This is a genomic window from Campylobacter concisus, assembly GCF_002092855.1.
GTDB classification, from domain to species: domain Bacteria; phylum Campylobacterota; class Campylobacteria; order Campylobacterales; family Campylobacteraceae; genus Campylobacter_A; species Campylobacter_A concisus_AI.
In genome coordinates, this window is the sequence record NZ_LVLC01000001.1 from 221,867 (window position 1) to 241,352 (window position 19,486).

At 36.5% G+C, this 19,486-nt stretch carries 23 protein-coding genes and 1 pseudogene; 15 read left to right on the plus strand and 9 right to left on the minus strand.

The features are described from left to right. Window positions 1-137 precede the first annotated feature (137 nt). Window positions 138-1,478: a transcription termination factor Rho gene (rho, locus tag A3223_RS01065; protein WP_021090510.1), complete on the plus strand. Its 1,341-nt coding sequence runs from the start codon at window positions 138-140 to the stop codon at window positions 1,476-1,478. A gap of 130 nt (window positions 1,479-1,608) precedes the next feature. Here the strand turns inward: rho and A3223_RS01070 are convergent, their stop codons facing one another. Further along, window positions 1,609-1,821: a transcriptional regulator gene (locus A3223_RS01070; RefSeq protein WP_002941953.1), complete on the minus strand. Its 213-nt coding sequence runs from the start codon at window positions 1,819-1,821 to the stop codon at window positions 1,609-1,611. Window positions 1,822-1,981: 160 nt separating this feature from the next. Between A3223_RS01070 and A3223_RS01075 the strand changes: the two genes are divergently transcribed. After that, window positions 1,982-2,581 carry an outer membrane beta-barrel protein gene (locus tag A3223_RS01075; RefSeq protein ID WP_084108034.1) on the plus strand — a complete coding sequence of 200 codons (600 nt, stop codon included), beginning with the start codon at window positions 1,982-1,984 and terminating at the stop codon, window positions 2,579-2,581. 54 nt (window positions 2,582-2,635) lie between these two features. On the opposite strand, the gene A3223_RS01080 is transcribed toward A3223_RS01075, so the two are convergent. Continuing rightward, the gene (locus tag A3223_RS01080) at window positions 2,636-3,115 is read right to left on the minus strand and encodes a GNAT family N-acetyltransferase (RefSeq protein WP_084108036.1); all 480 of its coding nucleotides are present in this window, start codon (window positions 3,113-3,115) and stop codon (window positions 2,636-2,638) included. After that, window positions 3,115-4,218 carry a transcription termination factor NusA gene (gene nusA, locus A3223_RS01085; RefSeq protein WP_084108038.1) on the minus strand — a complete coding sequence of 368 codons (1,104 nt, stop codon included), beginning with the start codon at window positions 4,216-4,218 and terminating at the stop codon, window positions 3,115-3,117. The genes A3223_RS01080 and nusA overlap by 1 nt, the downstream gene beginning before the upstream one ends. Window positions 4,219-4,390: 172 nt before the next feature. Here nusA and A3223_RS01090 point away from each other — a divergent pair, with 172 nt between their 5' ends. The 8 genes and pseudogenes from A3223_RS01090 to A3223_RS09960 all read left to right on the plus strand — a co-directional run. Continuing rightward, window positions 4,391-4,633: an HP0268 family nuclease gene (locus tag A3223_RS01090; RefSeq protein ID WP_002941786.1), complete on the plus strand. Its 243-nt coding sequence runs from the start codon at window positions 4,391-4,393 to the stop codon at window positions 4,631-4,633. Beyond that, a complete protein-coding gene (gene miaB / locus A3223_RS01095; RefSeq protein ID WP_084108048.1) occupies window positions 4,633-5,934 on the plus strand; it encodes a tRNA (N6-isopentenyl adenosine(37)-C2)-methylthiotransferase MiaB in 1,302 nt (433 codons plus the stop codon). The genes A3223_RS01090 and miaB overlap by 1 nt, the downstream gene beginning before the upstream one ends. After that, entirely contained in the window at window positions 5,915-6,694 is a 780-nt protein-coding gene (locus tag A3223_RS01100) for a lysophospholipid acyltransferase family protein (RefSeq protein ID WP_084108050.1), read from the plus strand. Before miaB ends, A3223_RS01100 begins: the two co-directional genes overlap by 20 nt. Continuing rightward, window positions 6,684-7,130 (plus strand): hypothetical protein, encoded by a 447-nt coding sequence (locus tag A3223_RS01105; RefSeq protein WP_084109245.1) that lies wholly within the window; start codon window positions 6,684-6,686, stop codon window positions 7,128-7,130. Before A3223_RS01100 ends, A3223_RS01105 begins: the two co-directional genes overlap by 11 nt. Before the next feature lie 60 nt (window positions 7,131-7,190). Next, window positions 7,191-8,195, plus strand: a complete 1,005-nt coding sequence (locus A3223_RS01110) for a hypothetical protein (RefSeq protein WP_084108052.1) — start codon at window positions 7,191-7,193, stop codon at window positions 8,193-8,195. Continuing rightward, on the plus strand, window positions 8,192-8,713 hold the full coding sequence (locus A3223_RS01115) for a hypothetical protein (protein WP_084108054.1): 522 nt from the start codon (window positions 8,192-8,194) through the stop codon (window positions 8,711-8,713). The genes A3223_RS01110 and A3223_RS01115 overlap by 4 nt, the downstream gene beginning before the upstream one ends. Then, the gene (locus A3223_RS01120) at window positions 8,706-9,242 is read left to right on the plus strand and encodes a hypothetical protein (RefSeq protein WP_084108056.1); all 537 of its coding nucleotides are present in this window, start codon (window positions 8,706-8,708) and stop codon (window positions 9,240-9,242) included. The genes A3223_RS01115 and A3223_RS01120 overlap by 8 nt, the downstream gene beginning before the upstream one ends. Before the next feature lie 465 nt (window positions 9,243-9,707). After that, window positions 9,708-9,896, plus strand: a pseudogene (locus A3223_RS09960) (2-hydroxyacyl-CoA dehydratase); the annotation flags it as partial. A gap of 77 nt (window positions 9,897-9,973) precedes the next feature. Here the strand turns inward: A3223_RS09960 and A3223_RS01125 are convergent. From A3223_RS01125 to A3223_RS01140, 4 genes are read right to left on the minus strand one after another with little or no spacing between them, the layout of a single operon-like run. Then, on the minus strand, window positions 9,974-10,597 hold the full coding sequence (locus A3223_RS01125) for a tetratricopeptide repeat protein (protein WP_084108058.1): 624 nt from the start codon (window positions 10,595-10,597) through the stop codon (window positions 9,974-9,976). Then, complete coding sequence (locus A3223_RS01130; protein WP_021090816.1) at window positions 10,598-11,251, minus strand: tetratricopeptide repeat protein; 654 nt, start codon at window positions 11,249-11,251, stop codon at window positions 10,598-10,600. Between the two features lie 10 nt (window positions 11,252-11,261). Then, window positions 11,262-12,602, minus strand: a complete 1,341-nt coding sequence (locus A3223_RS01135) for a dihydrolipoyl dehydrogenase family protein (protein WP_084108060.1) — start codon at window positions 12,600-12,602, stop codon at window positions 11,262-11,264. Window positions 12,603-12,605: 3 nt separating this feature from the next. Continuing rightward, a complete protein-coding gene (locus A3223_RS01140) occupies window positions 12,606-12,926 on the minus strand; it encodes a type II secretion system protein (RefSeq protein ID WP_084108062.1) in 321 nt (106 codons plus the stop codon). A gap of 77 nt (window positions 12,927-13,003) precedes the next feature. Here A3223_RS01140 and A3223_RS01150 point away from each other — a divergent pair, with 77 nt between their 5' ends. After that, entirely contained in the window at window positions 13,004-13,555 is a 552-nt protein-coding gene (locus A3223_RS01150) for a tetratricopeptide repeat protein (protein WP_084108064.1), read from the plus strand. Between the two features lie 24 nt (window positions 13,556-13,579). On the opposite strand, the gene prfB is transcribed toward A3223_RS01150, so the two are convergent. Then, a complete protein-coding gene (gene prfB, locus A3223_RS01155; RefSeq protein ID WP_084108065.1) occupies window positions 13,580-14,680 on the minus strand; it encodes a peptide chain release factor 2 in 1,101 nt (366 codons plus the stop codon). Window positions 14,681-14,800: 120 nt separating this feature from the next. Between prfB and panC the strand changes: the two genes are divergently transcribed. From panC to tilS, 3 genes are read left to right on the plus strand one after another with little or no spacing between them, the layout of a single operon-like run. Then, a complete protein-coding gene (panC, locus tag A3223_RS01160) occupies window positions 14,801-15,622 on the plus strand; it encodes a pantoate--beta-alanine ligase (protein ID WP_084108066.1) in 822 nt (273 codons plus the stop codon). A 2-nt stretch (window positions 15,623-15,624) separates the two neighbouring features. Continuing rightward, window positions 15,625-16,935 (plus strand): 30S ribosomal protein S12 methylthiotransferase RimO, encoded by a 1,311-nt coding sequence (rimO, locus tag A3223_RS01165; protein WP_084108067.1) that lies wholly within the window; start codon window positions 15,625-15,627, stop codon window positions 16,933-16,935. Beyond that, window positions 16,932-17,912: a tRNA lysidine(34) synthetase TilS gene (gene tilS / locus A3223_RS01170; RefSeq protein WP_084108068.1), complete on the plus strand. Its 981-nt coding sequence runs from the start codon at window positions 16,932-16,934 to the stop codon at window positions 17,910-17,912. The genes rimO and tilS overlap by 4 nt, the downstream gene beginning before the upstream one ends. A 57-nt stretch (window positions 17,913-17,969) precedes the next feature. Here the strand turns inward: tilS and A3223_RS01175 are convergent, their stop codons facing one another. Then, the gene (locus tag A3223_RS01175; protein ID WP_072594149.1) at window positions 17,970-18,896 is read right to left on the minus strand and encodes a ribose-phosphate pyrophosphokinase; all 927 of its coding nucleotides are present in this window, start codon (window positions 18,894-18,896) and stop codon (window positions 17,970-17,972) included. A gap of 223 nt (window positions 18,897-19,119) precedes the next feature. On the opposite strand from A3223_RS01175, the gene A3223_RS01180 reads away from it, so the two are divergent. Then, a complete protein-coding gene (locus A3223_RS01180) occupies window positions 19,120-19,479 on the plus strand; it encodes a DUF488 domain-containing protein (protein ID WP_084108069.1) in 360 nt (119 codons plus the stop codon). The last annotated feature ends 7 nt before the right edge of the window (window positions 19,480-19,486 follow it).

Consider the following 19,486-nt stretch of genomic DNA (forward strand, 5'->3'; position numbering starts at 1 on the left):
CATTTTTGAGCAAAAATTTTATTTTATACCATTTCTTGACAACAAAGTTTTATTTTTATAAAATGCCAAAACTTTCAAAAACTTCTTTTTGAAACCTAGAAATTCTGCAAAATTATCCCCGCATTTAAAGAGGAAAAATGGAAAATAACCAAACCGAGCAAAGTGCTGCTCAAAACACAAAAACTACAAAAAAACATCAAGCATCAAGAACACACATACCAGTAGACGGACACAAGATCGAAGAGCTAAGAACGCTTAGTTTAGATGAGCTAGTACAGATCGCAAATAGCGTTGGTGTCGAAAATCCACGAGAATTTCGTAGGCAGGATTTGATATTTGAGATACTAAAAACCCAGACAAAACAAGGCGGCTTTATACTATTTACTGGAATTTTAGAGATCACAAACGAGGGCTACGGCTTTTTAAGAGCTGTTGATGCGAATTTAAGCGACAGTTCAAACGATGCATACGTCTCAAACTCACAGATCCGCAAATTTGCACTTCGCGTGGGCGACATCATCACCGGCCAAGTGAGAGAGCCAAAAGATCAAGAAAAATACTACGCTCTTTTAAAGATCGAAGCGGTAAATTATATGCCTCTAGCAGACGCAAAAGAGAGGCCACTCTTTGACAACCTAACCCCGCTTTTTCCAACTGAAAAGCTAAATTTAGAGTACGATCCAATGAAGCTAACTGGCCGCGTACTTGACCTTTTCACGCCTATCGGTAAAGGTCAGCGTGGTCTAATCGTCGCACCTCCAAGAAGTGGTAAAACCGAGCTTATGAAAGAGTTAGCTCACGGCATCGCTAAAAATCACCCAGAAGCCCAGCTCATGGTGCTTCTAGTCGATGAGAGACCAGAAGAAGTTACCGATATGCAGCGCTGCGTAAAAGGCGAGGTATTTAGCTCGACATTTGATCTACCAGCGCTTAATCACGTCCGCGTAGCAGAGCTTGTCATCGAAAAGGCAAAACGTCTAGTTGAGATGGGCAAAGATGTCATCATCTTGCTTGATAGTATAACCCGTCTAGCACGTGCCTACAACACAGTAACCCCACCAAGCGGTAAGGTACTAACAGGCGGTGTTGATGCAAATGCACTTCATAAGCCAAAACGCTTCTTTGGTGCAGCTAGAAACATCGAACACGGCGGCTCACTAACCATCATTGCAACCGCACTAATCGACACTGGCTCACGCATGGACGAAGTGATATTTGAAGAGTTTAAAGGCACTGGAAACAGCGAGATCGTGCTTGACCGCAACATCTCTGACCGCAGAATTTACCCAGCTATCAACGTACTAAAATCAGGTACCAGAAAAGAAGAACTACTTCAAAAACCTGACGAGCTTCAAAAAATTTGGGCTATCCGCTCTGCGATTGCGACAATGGATGATGTTGAAGCGCTTAAATTCTTATATGCAAAAATGCTAAAAACAAAAGATAACAAAGAGCTTCTCTCTATCCTAAACGAGTAAATTTAACTGAGCTTGAAGCGCTTGCTTTGAGCTCAAATTTCTTCACTTAAAATATCCAGCTAAAAATATCTTAGAAATTTTAAATTTTCTAGCTCTTGCAATTATAAAAGAATTTACGATTTTTAAACGATTATTTACTAAATTTTTCTATGTCTTGATTGATCAAATTTTCATATTCGCAAAGCTCATTACAAGTCTTTTTGCTCTGCTCTATAAGCTCATCAAATTTAAATCCAAGCATCACAATACGATAAAGGTTGGGCTTGTGTTTTCGCCAGTTGTAAAGCGTTGCGACATCAACGTCTAAATGATAAGCCATATCACGTTTTGTCATCTTAGCCACTTTACACTCCTTTTTTTCGAGTAATTTTATAAATTTTATTCTGATAAGAAAACAATTGAATTATTTTATGTTTTTTATATATTTAATTGAATATTTAAACTTTATTTAATCCAATAAAATTTAGAATACCAGTCAAACATTTTTTAAATAAGAAGTAAAAATGAAAAATGTAGTCTTAAAAGTTGCTTTAGACTTAAGCCTAGCTAATGCCGCTGCTTTAGCACAAGGAGCGTTTATTGGAATCGAAGGAGATTGCTCTTTTAATTCAAAATTAACAGCAAAAAGCGACAATGGTAAATCAAAAGTCAAAAAGGCTCGACCAGGTATCGGACTAAAAGCTGGCTATAATTTTGATAGTTTTAAAGTATATGGAGCTTACATTTACGACTTTCAAGCAAAGAAATCACTTGGCGATGAAGGTGGTACAGTAATAAAATGGAGTACACACAAATTTCTAGTAGGCGCAGACTATACACCAGAATTGACAAAAGACATAAAGCTAGTTTTTGGTGGATACACTGGCTACTCAAAGCTTAAAATGGATGTATTTGACACTCATGATGGCTCGGAAAAAGCTAATACAAATGGCTGGATGCTAGGTGCAAGAATTGGTGTTGAATACTCTATCAACGAAAACAATGCAGTTGAATTTGGTTTAAAAGCCAATAGAACAAAATGTTGCTCTATAGCAAAATATGATAATGCAAAAATAAAAGAGACAAACGTTGGTATTTACATGGGATATACATATAAATTTTAATCGCTCACAAGCTCAAATTTAAGAGTAAATTTGAGCTTTTTATTTAAAAACGAACTATAAATTTAAAAGTTTTTCTAAATTTTCGCCGTCCAAGCGGTAGTTTCTCCACTCAAGTGATTGATTTTTAGCACCCATACTTTCATAAAATTTAATACTTGGCTCATTCCAGTTTAGGCAGCACCACTCAAGCCTTTTTAAATTTTCATCCTTGCAAATTTGAGCTAAAAATTTAAAAAATGCCTTGCCGATACCTTGATTTCTAAACTCTTTTTTGACGTAAATGTCCTCAAGATAGATCCCACCAAGCCCCAAAAATGTAGAAAATGTATAAAAATAGATAGCATAGCCAATAGCCCTGCCCTCACTCTCGCAGATAAGGGCTTTTGCGTGTTTTTTATTAAAGATGGAGTCTGCAAAAATTTCATTTGTAAAAGTGACTTGATCGCTTAAATTCTCATAGCTTGCTAGCTCTCTTACAAGCTCGCATATCACGTCAATATCGTCAATAGTCGCTTTTCTTATTTGAAATTTCATTAGTTATCACCAAAAAGTGCTTTTAAGTCTTTGATTGGCTCATTATTTTCTGCATTACTACTAGTTTTTGAGCCAAGTTCATTTAGCTCGATCTCATAGCCAGTTAGCATGCTTGCCAGGCGGATATTTATACCGTTTTTGCCGATCGCCTTGCTCTTTTGTTCGCTAGCAAGTGTCACGATCGCCTTATTTTCTTCGATCTTTACAGATATAATAATCGCAGGCGCCATGGCGCGAGCCACAAAGATTGCTGGCTCTGTGGTATATTCAATCGCATCGATGCTCTCACCGTGAAGCTCTTTGCTTACGGCATTTATCCTAACGCCCTTTGTGCCAACAGTTGCACCGACTGGATCGATGTTTGGAGTGGTTGAGATGAGCGCTACTTTAGCTCTTTCGCCAGGAATTCTCGCACTTCCTTGAATTATGATGCCACCATCTTTTATCTCAGGCACCTCTGAAGTTAGTAGCGCTTCAAGAAATTTAGGCGAAGTCCTTGAAAGTTCGACCTTTATGCCTAAATTTTTATCTGTAAAAACTTTTCTAATGACCGCTTTTACCACATCGCCCACTTTAAATTTCTCGCCTTTTATGCGATTTTTTCGTGGTAAGATGGCACGAAGCTCGTCTATCTCGATAAATGTGTTTTCATCGTTATCGACTCTGACAACTGGTCCAAAGACCATGTGACCGCTCATCTCATTATATTTTTGTAAAATTTTCTCTTCTACTAGGCGCTGGATGTGATACTCAAGCTCCTTGTGAAGCGTTTGAGCTGCGGTTCTGCCAAGGTTATCAAGGCTTAGTTCGTAAGTGAGCTCATCGCCGATCTCTACGCCACTATCTATCTTTTTAGCCTCTTTTAAGCTTAAAAAGTGCTCATTATCCTCTTCAAGCCTCTCATCGTCGTTTGCTACGATTGAAATTTTTTGATAAAGCTTTAAATTTTTATTTGCATCGATGCTCACATCATACTCATAATTTTCGCCATAAACTCTTTTTGCAGTATTTATCAAGGCTCTTATAACACGCTCTTTTACATCTTCTATCTCTAAATTTTTCTCATTTGCAATTGACTCGATGATATCTGAAATTCTTTCCATTTTTTCTCCATTGTAACGATAAATTTCGGGGATTTTTCGTGAAGTTTTGAAATTATACATAAGCCATACTTTTAATAACTTTAAGCTTATTATTAACTTTTATTTAATCCTTTTTTTATGATGTTTTGGATATATTGACCGATTAAAATTTAAGATTTTGAAAGGATTAAAAATGGAGCTAAAACTTGCAAGAGCTGAATTAGACGCAAAACCAAAAACGATTTCACTAGAAAAAATAGAGGCGGCTGTCGAAAAAGAGGGTCAGAAAATTTTCTATTTTGATAAAGAAAACACACACAAACAACTAATCGCCTTAGTCGAGCATTTTGAAGAAAAAGGGCTAAGCGTCTATCACAGAACCGTAAAATACGGACTTGATGATAGCGACTACATGTATGAAGTGCATATACTTTAATGAGCAAAAAACTCTTTATCCAAACTTTAGGCTGTGCTATGAATGTTCGTGACAGCGAGCATATCATAGCTGAGCTCTCACAAAAAGAAGACTACTCCTTAACACAAAATATAGAAGAAGCTGATTTAATCCTTATAAATACTTGCTCGGTTCGTGAAAAGCCAGTTCATAAGCTCTTTAGCGAGGTCGGAGCCTTTGAAAAAGCTAAAAAAAGAGGGGCAAAGATAGGCGTTTGTGGCTGCACTGCTAGCCATTTGGGTAGTGAAATTTTCAAGCGCGCGCCTTATGTTGATTTTGTCCTTGGTGCAAGAAATGTTAGCAAGATCACAAAGGCGGTAAATACGCCTAAATTTATCTCAACCGACATCAATCACGACGAGAGCGAATACGCATTTGGCGAATTTAGAGGCTCGCCATATAAAAGCCATATCAACATCTCGATCGGCTGTGATAAAAAATGCACCTACTGCATTGTCCCACACACCAGAGGCGATGAAATTTCTATCCCCTCAAGCCTCATCCTAAAAGAGGTAGAAAAGGCTGCAAAAAGCGGCGCAAAAGAGATATTTTTACTAGGACAAAATGTCAATAACTACGGCAAAAGATTTTCAGGTGTGCAAGAAAATATCGATTTTAGCGACCTGCTAGTAAAGATAAGCGAGATAGAGGGCGTTGAGAGGATAAGATTTACAAGCCCACACCCACTTCACATGGATGATAAATTTCTTGAAATTTTCACTAATAATCCAAAAATTTGCAAGTCTATGCACATGCCACTTCAAAGCGGAAATACCAAAGTTTTGCGTGAAATGAAGCGTGGATACACAAAAGAGTGGTTTTTAGACCGTGCGCTAAGGCTTAGAAAGATGTGTCCTGATGTGAGCATCTCAACTGATATCATCGTCGCATTTCCAGGCGAGAGCGATAGTGAATTTGAAGATACGATGGACGTGCTTGAGCAAGTTAGATTTGAGCAAATTTTTAGCTTTAAGTATTCGCCTCGTCCGCTTACAAAGGCAGCTACTTTCACAAATCAAATAGATGATAAAACCGCTTCAGCAAGGCTAACGCGCCTACAAAATCGCCATAATGAAATTTTAGACGAGATCGTGGCGGTACAAAAAGATAAAATTTTTGATGTATATTTTGAAGAGCTAAGAGCAAACGGCGGCGTTGCTGGGCGAAGTTTTAATAACTTTTTAGTTCAAGTTGATGGCAGTGAAGAGCTTCTTGGCACTACACAAAAAATCAAGATCACAAACCCAAAACGAATGGTTTTGTATGGTGAGCTGCAAATTTAAAAACACCCTTGAAAAGCTCGCCCTAAGCGTTGGCGTCTTTTTCATCTACATTTTGATGTGGCTCATTTTTCTAACCTGCAAAAAGAGCTACACTTCAAATTTCTTACCGCAAAATGGCTGCGTCGTCGTCTTTTGGCACGGCAGACTTAGCTTTATGAGCTTTGCTTATAGACGCTGGTGGAGCAAGCAAAATAGAAAACAAGGCAAGGTGATAATAAGCGACCACAAAGATGGCGAGCTAATCACTAGAATAATTAATTTTTTTGGCATCGGCACCATTAGAGGTAGCAGCTCAAAAGGCGGTGCAAGGGCACTTATAGAAGCTCTAAGAGAGATAAAGCAAGGTCACGACGTCATCATCACGCCAGATGGTCCAAGAGGGCCAAGACATAGCGTAGCAGACGGAGCAGTAGTGATCGCACAAAAGTCATCTTGTGAAATTTATGCTCTAAATTTTGAAGCAAGCTCGTTTTGGGAGTTTAAAAGCTGGGATAAGATGATACTTCCTAAGCCATTTTCAACTATAAATTTTAGCCTCTCAGCCCCATTTAGCGTGGCAAATTTAGAGCAAAAAGAGGCAAAAGAAAAGATACAAAACGAACTTTGGCAAGCCTCACAAAATGACGGAGGCAAGAGCATTTTGCAAAACAAAGAGGACTTTAGAGCAAATTTAAAAATTTGGTGGAAAAAGTATGCGCATAAAAATCCACAAATAAGCGACGAGATAAAAGAAATTTTGGATGAAATTTATGAAAAATAAGCTCTCTATCTTTATAGCCATCTTTCTAATTATTTTATTTGGACTATTTTTTTATAGCGACAACTCCTACAAGCTCGCCCTTGAAGCGAAATTTTTATACAAAAACAAAGAATACGAAAAGGCCTTAAATTTAAGCCAAAAAGCACTTGATATAGATATTTATAACAAAATGGCAAATACTATACTAAACCAAAGCAAGGCTGCTATCAAATTTAGTTCATACATAAAAAATGGCAAAGAGTATCTTGAGCGTATCAAAAAAATGAGCCAAAGTAGCGTCAGTAAGGCTGATAGCGAACGCATTAAGATGATGTGTGATGTGATGATAGAGGATTTTGACGACCTTAAAAACTCGGCCCTACTTGATAGTGAGCTAAAAAATGAAGCTTTAAATACAAAAGAGATTTTCGTTAAGCTTAAAAATGAGCTGTTTTAAACTTATTTAATCCCTTTTTAGCTACCATAACGAAAATTATGCACTAAATTTAGGAGATTTATGTCTTTTAGCGTCAAAAAGCTTTTTTCTAACCTTTTTTTAAGCGTCGTGTTGGAGGGCAATGAGTGCATATTTTTCGGTCAGGTCTTTAGAAATGGCAAACTTTTAAAAACTATAAACGCTAAATTTACAGATATAAATATCGATAATATTGATGAAAAAATCATAAAATACATAGAAGAGCAAGAAAAAACATATTTTGGCGTATATGTTTCAGTTTTTTTTAACGACGACTCACAAGGCGCGCTTCCTAGTGTTAGCTTCGATGAATACAAAAAATTTAATATAAATACTAAAAATCTTACAAGCCTTATCATGCAGGATAGCTGGAGTATTTATGCAAATTTAAATGCTATAAAAAAATATAAAAATTTATTTGGACAAGATAGTGTAGATCTCATCTACTCACCTATCGCCCTGCTCTTTCACGAGCTTTTAAAACGCGGAATTTCTCCAAAAACTACACTTTATCTTTATATCCATGCACATTCGTTTACACTTGCGATCTTTAAAGATAAGCAAATGAAATTATCTACTTTTTTAAATATGTCTGGCGTTGAAGAAACCAACCAGGAAGCTGAAAGCCTAAAAGAAGAAGATATAACAGATATTGACAACTTAATCATTAAAGAAGAAAATGACGCAACATCACTTGATGATTTTAAAAGTTTAGACGATTTTTTAAGTGATGATAAACCAAAAGAATTTGAAGACCTAAATTATGAACTAAACATGCCGGTTTCTACAAATGTAGAAAAATCGGTTGCTATTTTTGGGTATGACATGAAGATGTTTGATTACATCGTAAAGGCTGTAAAAGAATTTTACGAAAATCCTCTCTACGGCGGCGATTTTATTGAACAGATAGTTGTTTTTGAAAATACAAAAACAAGTGCAACCTTTTTACAATATCTGCAATCCGAGCTTTTAGTGGAGACTTCAGTGTATCCAGTGAATACAAATCATATTATGAATGAAATCATGCAAGAAGAGATAATATTATGAGATTTAGTTTTATTGCTCCGGAACCAAGACCACTTATATCTATCTTTAGCAAAATTTGGCTAAGCCTTATAAGCTTTGTGTTTGTAGTTCTTTTGGCAACAAATTTCTTTATATTTTACAAAAACTATTCAATTGAAAAAAATATAAATTTTTTATCAAATGAGCAAAAAGAACTTAGTCAAAAAATAGTCACAACAGATGAAATTTCAGCTAAACTCGCCGTACAAATAGAATCTGCAAATGATATTTTCACATCAAATTCTATTCTCAAGCAAAGCTTGCACAATCTTTTTGATCTAGTGCCTGACAGTATAACGCTTGAAGAGGTTTTTATGGATAAAAACTCACTCATCATTCGTGGTATAACGCCGACAAAAGATGTATTTAATCAGCTTCTAGCTTCACCTTTAAGATCTATTTTTACAACTTCAAATACTAGCTTTTATCAAAGTAAAAACGGCTGGTATGGCTTTATAAGTACAAATAAAATTGATAATTCTGAGGGATATAATGAGTAAAAAAGATACGAGCTTAGAAAAAATAGATCCTGTCAAGCTTTTACTTTTTATATTTGCTTTTATTGTAGTTTGCTTCATTATGATATTTGGTTTTATCGTGCCAAATATAAAAGAATTTAAAAGCTTAACTAGACAAAATTATTCACAGACCTCATCTTATACAAAAGTAAAAAATGAATTTGAAGCCAAATTTAAAAACCTTGAAGCAACCAAACAAAAAGATGGAGCTATCATTTCAGCTTTTGAGAATAAATTTGATAAAGATAAATTTATAGAATTTGCCTCCAAATTTTTCAGTGAAGTGAGCCTTAGTAAAATAGAAGAAAGTGATAATAACGCTAGTGAGAAATTTTTTAGATTTCGCCTAAATGTAACTAGCTCTCTAAGGACACCACAAAAATTTTATGACTTTTTAGATGCGCTTAGCAGCTATGACAGTATCGTAAAGACCGAATTTCCTATCGTCATGAAAGGCGAAAAGGATAAAATCCATACTACTTTTAATATAAAAGTTTTTGGGTTGAAGTGAAATTTTAGATTTTATTTAAAAAAGCCACAAATAGATAACATTTCTCTAAAGTTCTTAGTTATAGAAATTATATTTTTATAGACATAAATTTATGTATTTCATCGGTATTGATATAAGCTCAACATCTACAAAAGTAGTGATACTAGATGATCAAGATAATTTTTGTAATCTATTTTGTTATCAAGTAGTTTTAGTGCCATAAAAATAGTACGCGATATAAAAGAAATTTTAGAACAAAAAGGCTATCAGTATGCCTCAATCACAGCCACTGGGTATGGAAGAGTAAGTGTAGAAGTGGATGTAGTAGTTTTTGAAAACTGTATAGGAACTAAAAATTTAAAAATAATATGAGTACATAAGGCGACCTTGTAGAAAATATCGCCAAACGTTACTTAAAGACACTCCCTCTTCTGTAATGTACAAAAACAATGTAAGACCTGATGTTATTAAAAATTTGTAGATGAATATAAAACAGATAGCGCAATAGACATCGTTTTAAGTGGCTGTTACACTTACGTAATAGAAACAAACAAGATAAAAGAAGTCAGTAAAGAAGCTGGTGTAAGCTATATGAGTCTTGAAACTGACTGCTCCAAACAAGATGTTGTCCGGATTTGCACACATTTGAAGGTATTTTTAGAATTTCTCGAATAAAACATCAAATTTTAAAAGACTCAAGAAGAGCCTTTGTTGATTTATTACGAATTTTTAGAACAGTATTTTGACTAGTATTACTTTTTATCCACACATTTGCCAAGTTGGCAGGCTCTTTTGTAAAGTGCGTCTGCCTTTGCTTCATTGCCGCTTAGCTTTGCAAGCAAAAAGCATGACTGAGCATACTCAAGCTCACAACTCTTTGCCAAAAGCCTTAGCACTCTAGCCTCGGCCTTAGTTCTATCTATCTTATGAGTCTTTAAATTTTCACTTTCGATGTAGGATTTTAGCCCCATAGCCTCATTATAGCAGCCAACACCATCGCCACTATCACAAGCTAGTTTATAAAGTTTTAGAGCTTTTTCCATATCTTTTTGCTCATCAATCAGCCCTTGCTCATAAATTTGACCCAAATTTGAACAAGCCGTTGCAAGCCCAGCATTGCAAGCTTTTTCGTAGTAGCCTTTTGCTTTTACAAAGTCTTTTTCGTTGCTAAAATTTACAGCTAGGTTGTTACAGTCGATGCTATTTCCACCCTCGCAGTTTTGCATCATCTTCTCTTTTTCAAGCTCAAGACGCTCTGCCCTCGCCTCTTCATCACTTTGCCAAAAGCCAAAGCTTACCATCTTTTGCCAAGACCAGCAACCACTAAGCATAAAACCCATGGCCAAAATAAGACCAAAATTTAAGACCTTTTTCACTTACATTCCCAGCTTTGTGCCTAGTCTTTTCATCTGCGGGCATGCCTTACTTAGCCCACGAAAGCAAGCGACTTTATAAATTCCATAAGCCCTTTTTTCGTCTTTATTGACACCAAGACCAAGCTCATACATCGCTCCGATATTGGCGCAACTTGGCAAATCGCCAGCATTGCATGCATTTGTATAAGCTTGCATTGCTAAGTAATAATCTCGCTTAACGATCTCGCCTTTTCTGTAAGCATTGCCTAAGTGATAGCAAGCTTGCATACCTCCGCCATTGCAGCTTTCTTTATAAATTGAAATTGCTTTTTTTGGATTTTTTTTAACTCCGAGTCCAAGCTCATAAAGAGTGCCCAAATTTGCACAACCAACTTGCACCTTAGCATCGCAAGCTTTTTTATAATTTGTTAAAGCATTTTCATATTCTTTTAAAAGCTCGTAATTTACACCCAAATCGTTGCAAGCTTCCGCATCACCTTCTTCGCATTTTGGTATTAAAATTTCGATCGCATTTCTTGAAATTTGCTCTTTATTTTGCACTATTTTTTCATCCTTTGGTTGCTGCCACGAATCATCTTGTTTTTGTCCTACACCAATCACGTTTAAGCAGCCAGTGAAAAATAAAGCCGATAAAAGCAATAAATATTTTTTCATTCTTTTCCTTTTAAAATTGTCCAAATAAGTCATTTAGTGCTTCACTGATGCTTGGATGAGTGAAAATTTGATTTTTAAAGAAATTTGCATTTGCTTTTAAATTCATTGCAATTGCGACTTCATTTATCAGCTCATTTGCATAGATGCAGTGAAAGCTAGCACCTAAAATTTCGCCGCTTTGTGCATCAACGATAGCTTTTAGCATACCTACATCGTGATTTAGTACTTTTGCGCCTGGTACTGTTGCCATGCTAAGCTTTAGCTCTTTAAAATTTAACCCAAATTTACTTGCTTCTTTGGCGCTCATTCCAACTCTTGCAAGTGGAGTGTCGGTAAATAGCACATTTGCGTGAATACTTCTATTTTTAGTATTTCTCTTTTTATCACCAAAAATTTGTGAATAAACTATCCTAAAATCATCTAAGCTCGTATAAGTAAAAAGCTCTCCGCCGCGCACGTCGCCTACCGCATAGATGTTTGGCATATTTGTTTGAAGATTTTCATTTGTCTTTATAAAGCCTTTTTCATTTAGCTCAACTCCAGCAGCTTTTAAATTTAAATCATCTACATTTGCTACTCTGCCAAGTGCGATCAAAAATGCATCAGCTCTAAGGCATCTTTGCTCACCATTTTGCTTGAAATTTAATACATTTTCTTTAATGCACCCTATCTCGCAACCCTCTAAAATTTCAACGCCTTGGACTCTAAGAGCTTCTTTTACGCTATTAGCTATATCATCATCTTCGTTTTTAAGTAGTTTTGAACGTCCTACGATAGTCACTTTTGAGCCAAAATTTGCAAACATCGATGCAAACTCTATACCGATAAAACCACTACCGATAATGACAAAATGCTTTGGTAAATTTTTTAGATCAAGCAAAGTTTGGCTTGAAAATACATTTGAGCTTACAACCTCAAAAGGAGCATCTGCCTCTTTTGAGCCGCTATTTATGATGATAAAGTCGCCCTCTATTATCTTTTTCTCACCACTTGGCGTTGTTACAAGTACGCTATTTTCACTAGCAAATGAGCCAACACCATCGATCACATCGATATTTTCTTTATCATTTAGCATCGCATAGTTTTTAGCATTCAAAGCTGAAATTAGCTTATTTTTATTTTCCACACTAAGCGTGTAATATTCGCTTTCAACGCTATTATTTACAAATTTTGCCTCTTTAGCGGCTGTTATTAGACGTTTGGTTGGTATGCAGCCAACATTTATGCAAGTGCCTCCATACATCTTTGGCGATCTCTCTACAAGAGCCACTTTTTTGCCAAGTGCGGCAGCTTTAACCGCTAGTGTTTTGCCAGCTTTTCCAAAACCAATAATTACAATATCATATTTCATTTTTTAGCCCTTTATCTTTCCCATTAGATAGTAAGTTGTTTCATTTATCTTTTTTAGCTCCATTTTATATTTATTAGCCCAGTTCTTTATAATCTCATCAACTCGCTCTTTTATTTCATTAACGGTAGCTACATTTTTTATCTTTAGTCTATCTTCACTTCCACTCATCGCCACAAAACAAAGATGCGGCTTTAAATGATCGTTTAGTTCAATTATGCTCTTTGGCAAAAGACCATCAGTATTGTTTAAAATTCTACACATTTGAGCAGTGGTCGTTTCATTGACGTTATAGCCAAGCTGGATTAAAAGTGCATTATGATCCATATCGTTCCTTTTGCTTAAAATTTGCAGGCATTATAAGATAAAATTGGATAAAATCGCCTAAATTTTCAAGGACAAATATGAAAAAATTTATCATTTTTGTGTTTAGTATTTTGCTATTTTGGGGATGTTCGCTAGATCAAATTTCACAAAATTTTGGCCTTAGTGAGCCACCACTTGATCCAGAGGTCGAGCAAATAGCAGACGCCATCTATCTATACAATGAAGGCAACTATCCAAAAGCTTGCAAGAGATTTTACGACTACGCAAAAGATGGAAATGTGCTTGCCATGCAACAAACTGGCGTTTGTTTTCGTGACGGCAAAGGCTTTAGCAAAGATATCTTAAGAGCACTTTTTTGGTTTGAAACAGCTGGCAGATATGGCAACATAGACGGACTAAGAAGCGCTGGATATATCTATGAGTACGGCCTTGGGGTCAATAAAAATTTAGAAAAAGCGATATATTTTTACGAAAAAGCCACAAGCCTTGGCTCAAGCGAGGCCAGCTACGATCTTGGACTTATCTATCTAGGCAAAAATGACTATAAAAAAGCGAGAATTTATCTTGATGAGGCTTGCTTTAAAGGCAAAGAAGAAGCCTGCACAAAGCTAAAAGAGATGAAATTTTAACTCTCATCTCTTTTCATAAATTTATTACGCCTCAGCCTTTTGAGCGATCAAAACGCCTTCTATCATCTTTTTGATATCCCCATCAAGTATCGCATCAGTTTGTGAGTATGCCTCGCCACTGCGGTTGTCTTTTACTTGCTGATACGGGAAAAGTACGTACGATCTTATCTGATGACCCCAGCCGATCTCGCTTTTTTCGACGCTGTTGCTCGCTTCTTGTTGTTTCATCAGCTCAAGCTCGTAAAGGCGCGACTTTAGCATTTTCATCGCTGTGGCTCTATTTTTGTGCTGACTGCGGTCGTTTTGGCACTGCACGACGATGCCAGTTGGTATGTGCGTGATGCGAATGGCAGATTCAGTTTTATTCACGTGCTGACCGCCTGCACCGCTTGCTCTATAAGTATCTATCTTTAGATCTTTTTCCTCGATCTCAATCTCTATGTCATCATCTATTTCAGGGCTTACCATAACACTTGAAAAGCTAGTGTGTCGACGCCCTGCACTATCAAATGGACTTGTGCGAACGAGCCTGTGGATGCCATTTTCTGCTTTAAAGTACCCATAAGCGTTTTCGCCTTTTACGATAAAGCTCACGTCCTTTAGCCCAGCCTCATCACCCTCTTGAAAGTCAAGAGTCTCGACCTTAAAGCCCTCACGCTCGCAAAATCTAAGATACATCCTATAAAGCATACTCGCCCAGTCGTTGCTCTCAGTGCCACCAGCTCCTGGATGGATCGATACGATCGCGTTTTTGCCGTCATCCTCGCCACTTAAAAGCATAGAAATTTCTAAATTTACTATCTTTTCATCTAAATTTTTAGCGTCATCAAAAAGAGAATTTATAGTCTCTTCGTCATTTTCAGAATTTGCTAGCTCAAAAAGCTCCTTTGCGTCACTTACTGCCTGATTAGCGTCGTTAAATTTTGCAAGCATATTTGAAATTTTTGTCTTTTCTTTATTTAGCGCCCCTGCTTTAGCGATATCTTGCCAAAAGCTAGGGTCTTGCTCTGTGGCCTCGATCTCTTTTAGTCTAGCCTTAATATCTTCAGGCTTTACGATAGAGCCTATGTTTTCAACTTTTGTTTGTAGCTTCTTTAAAAGCTCGTTGTATTCGTAACTATCCAAGTTTTTCTCCAAAAATTTTTGCCGATTTTAGCCAAAAGTTGCTTACATTTTTAAATTTACGCCCTTTTAATCCTTTTTTGTTACAATGCCAAGTTAAAATTTCAAACAAAAAGAGTCAAAATGCAAATCATAAGAACCATAAAAGAACTTGAAAATTTCGTCTCAAACGCAAGCGCAAAGATCGGTTTTGTGCCAACCATGGGCGCACTTCATGACGGACACGTTAGCCTTATCAAAAAATGTGTGAGCGAAAATGAGATAAGTATCGTCTCAACATTCGTTAATCCAACTCAATTTTTACCAGGCGAAGATCTAGACAAATATCCAAGAAACGAGCAAAATGACATTAAAATTTGTGAGCAAAATGGCGTTAGTGCTATTTTTATCCCAGATGCTAATGAACTTTACTTTGAAGATGAGCCGCTCATAGTCGCTCCAAAGAAGCTTTCAACCATTTTAGAGGGCAAAACTAGGCCAGGACACTTTGATGGCGTGCTAAGAGTTTTAAATAAGCTGTTTCGCCTAACTCATGCAAATAGCGTCTATATGGGCAAAAAAGATACGCAACAACTAATCATCGTGCAAAATATGATAAAGACATTTTTCTTAAACATCGAGCTAGTTGCCTGCGATATCGTTAGAGAGCTAGACGGTTTAGCGCTTTCAAGCAGAAACATCTATATCTGCGACGAAGATAAATGTAATGCTCTAAGGCTTTCAAGATCGCTAAATAAAGCACAAAATTTGATCCAAAACGGCGAGGAAGACGCAAGTGAGATCAAAACAAAAATGCTTGAAGTGCTAGAGCCGTTAAAGGTTGATTATGTCGCTATTACGGATAGAAATTTAAATGAAATTTCCAAAATAGAAAAAAATAACACCATCATTTTAGTAGCAGCTTATGTTGGCAAAACTAGGCTAATAGATAATATCTGGATATAAAAATGCCAAAACTTCACTTAATTTCACTTGGCTGTAATAAAAATTTAGTTGATTCAGAAATAATGCTTGGTAGATTGCAAAACTACGATATCACGGATGATATCAGCGACGCTGACGTTATCATCGTAAATACTTGCGGCTTTATCAAATCCGCCAAAGAAGAGAGCATACAAACCATACTTGAGATGCATGAAGCTCGTAAAAATGGCTCTTTGCTAGTAGTAACTGGCTGTCTTATGCAGCGTTACAAAGACGAACTCATGAAAGAGTTGCCAGAGGTCGATCTCTTTACCGGCGTGGCTGACTATGACAAGATCGATGAGATCATCTTAAAAAAGCAAAATTTATTTAGCCCGCAAACTTATCTGCAAGCAAATGAAGAGCGTGTGATAACTGGCTCAAACTACCATGCCTACATCAAAATTTCAGAAGGCTGTAACCAAAAATGTAGTTTTTGTGCCATTCCAACTTTTAAAGGCAAGCTAAAATCACGCTCGCTTGAAAACATCGTAAACGAGGTCAGAAATTTAGTCAAAAAAGGCTACTACGACTTTAGCTTTTTATCTCAGGACTCAAGCTCATATATGCGCGATCAAGGCGTTAGCGACGGGCTAATAAATTTGATAGATGAGATAGAAAAGATAAAAGGCGTAAGGAGTGCTAGGATACTTTATCTCTATCCAAGTACGACCGGCAAGGAGCTAATTGAACGCATCATCGCCTCGCCTATCTTTCACAACTACTTTGACATGCCGATCCAACACATCAGCGAAGACATGCTAAAGATAATGAAGCGTGGAAGTGGCGCTAAAAAGATAAAAGAGCTTTTAAATTTAATGAGAAATGCCGAGAATTCATTCTTACGAACCGGTGTCATCGTGGGTCATCCAGGAGAGAGCGAGGAGGATTTTGAGGAGCTTTGCGAATTTTTAGAAGAGTTTAAATTTGATAGAATTTCAGCCTTTGCCTACTCGAAAGAAGAAGATACGGCATCTTTTGAAATGGAGCAAATCCCAGCTAAAATCATCTCAAAAAGACTAAACAAGATAGAAAAGATCACTAAAAAATCGATAAATGAGAGCTTGCAAAAAGAGATTGGCAAGCAAATTTATGCTTCTCTTGAGGGCGAAAGTAGCGAGGGCGAGATGTTTTACGCAGCCAAAAAAGACATCTGGGATAAAGATATAGACGGCGAAATTTTAATAAACGAGAGCGATGTAAAAGAGCTTGAGATAGGCTCGCTCTATCTTTGTGAAGTAAGCGATGTGGTCGATCAAAAACTGATCGCTAAAATCATCAAAAAAGCAAAATGATAAGCCAAAATGTGCGAGAAAAGCTAAGCTCAGGTGCAAATCTACTAGCCTTCTCGCACGGTATAGACAGTACTGCACTTTTTTACATTTTAGAAGAGGTTGGGATCAAATTTGATCTAGCGATGGTTGATTACAATGTTCGAGAGCAAAGTAAAAGCGAGATAAAAAGCGCAAAAGAGCTCGCAGATAAATTTGGTAAAAAAATTTATACTAAAAGCGTTTTTTTAGATAAGTCAAATTTTGAAAAAAACGCGCGCGAGGTAAGATATGAGTTTTTTGGAGAAATTTGCCAAAAATTTGGCTACGAAAATTTAATCCTAGCGCATCAGTTTGATGATAAATTTGAGTGGTTTTTGATGCAGCTTAGCAAGGGTGCTGGACTAAAAGAGCTCTTTGGTATGAGCGAGCTTGAAAAGAGAAAGCACTTCTGGCTAGCTAGGCCGCTTTTAAATTTACGCAAAAAAGAGCTTCAAAGCTATCTTGACGAGAGAAATTTACACTATTTTATCGATGAGACAAATTTAAAAGGTGAGTTTAAAAGAAGCTTCATGAGGCTAAATTTTAGTGAGCCATTTTTAGATAATTATTTTAATGGCGTAAAAAAAAGCTTTGAGTTTTTAGAAGCCGATAGACAAATTTTAATGCCAAATATCACAAAAATAAGTAATGAAATTTTTATCATAAAAAATGATAGTAATGCGATACGGGGCGTTGATATGGCGGCAAAAGAGCTAAACGTGCTTCTAAGCAAAGCTCAAAAAGATGAGCTAAGCACAAATTTAGCAAAACAAACAAGCGTGGTGCTAAGTGGTAAGATCGCTGTCGGATACGCAGATGTTTACCTTCTAATAACTCCATTTTGTAAAACCATAATGCCAAAAATTTTTAAAGAGAAGGCTAGAATTTTAAAAATTCCAGCTATAAATAGAGGCTATCTTTTTGCTATAAATTTTGATTTATCAAAAATTAAATTCTAATAAATATTGAAAGATTTGGCTTTTGCCTGAAACACTCAAAACAAAAGCCAAGATTAATTAAAATAAGCTATTTACGCTTTCATTGTGATATACACGGCGTATCACTTCGCCAAATAAAGAAGCTGCACTTAGCACTTTTATACAAGGAAGCTCCTCAGCTAGAGGGATCGTATCTGTTACCACTAGCTCATCTAAAAAGCCTAGTCTTAGCCTATCGTAAGCTGGTCCACTAAGGACTGGATGCGTACAAAATGCCATAACGCTAGTTGCACCACGCTCTTTAAAAATTTCAGCTGCCTTTACGATCGTACCAGCTGTATCGATCATATCATCGACTAAAATCACATCTTTACCATTTACGTCACCGATTATATTCATCACTTCGCTTTCATTTGCTTTTTCGCGGCGTTTATCTACGATAACCATGTCAAGATTTAGATTTTTAGCCAAGGCTCTAGCACGAGCCACGCCGCCTACATCAGGGCTTGCAACGATTGGATTTGGTAAATTTTTAGCTCTTACATAGTCATTAAAAATGATGCTTCCATAAAGGTTATCAACCGGAATATCAAAAAATCCTTGAATTTGTCCTGCGTGAAGATCCATGGTGACGACTCTATCGATACCTGCTGTTTGCATCATGTTTGCCACTAGTTTTGCAGTGATCGGCACTCTAGGAGCTGCTTTTCTATCTTGTCTGGCGTAGCCAAAATACGGCACGATCGCTGTTATCGAGCTTGCACTACTGCGTCTTAAAGCGTCAGTTAAGATAAGTAGCTCCATTAAATTTGTATTTGTCGGTGCACATGTTGGCTGAATGACAAAAACATCTTTTCCACGCACGCTCTCGCCGATTTGCACGCTGATCTCTCCATCGCTAAATCTTTTTATACTTGCCTCGCTAAGAGGAAGTGAAAGATATTGCGAAATTTTCTTTGAAAGCTCAATATTAGCCGTTCCTGAGAAAATTTTATAGCCTCTCATAATGATAACCTTTTTAGTGATTTTTATGTTGGGATTTTATCAAAACGAGCTTTAATTTAAATTTATTTTTAGGACCATTTCTAGCCCTAGTTTAATTCTTATCGCCACAATCAAAAATTTGAACTTTAATTTTACAAACCTTAAAATTTAAACAAGTATAAAAAATATAAGATAACTAAGAATATTTTTTTATTTATAAACATTATAGGACTACAATCACAACATGTTTAAAGCTTATAGAATTTATGATTTTATCAAAGATGATAGTTTGGATATGAAGGCGGCTTTTGTTGATAGACTCTATCCAAGAGGTATAAAAAAAGAGATATTTTCAAATTTCCTTTGGTTAAAAGATATTACACCAAGCACTACTTTAAGAGAGTGGTTTCATGAAGATAGAGAAGCTAGATTTGATGAGTTTTGTGAGAAATTTGAGCTCGAGCTTGATAATGAAAAAGCGCAATCTTGCTTTAAAATGCTAAAAAAACTAGAAAAAGAGCATGGCGATATAGCACTTCTAACAGCTAGCAAAGATATAAATCTTTGCCATATCGTTGTGTTATTAAAAATTTTAAATAAGTAGTTTGCCA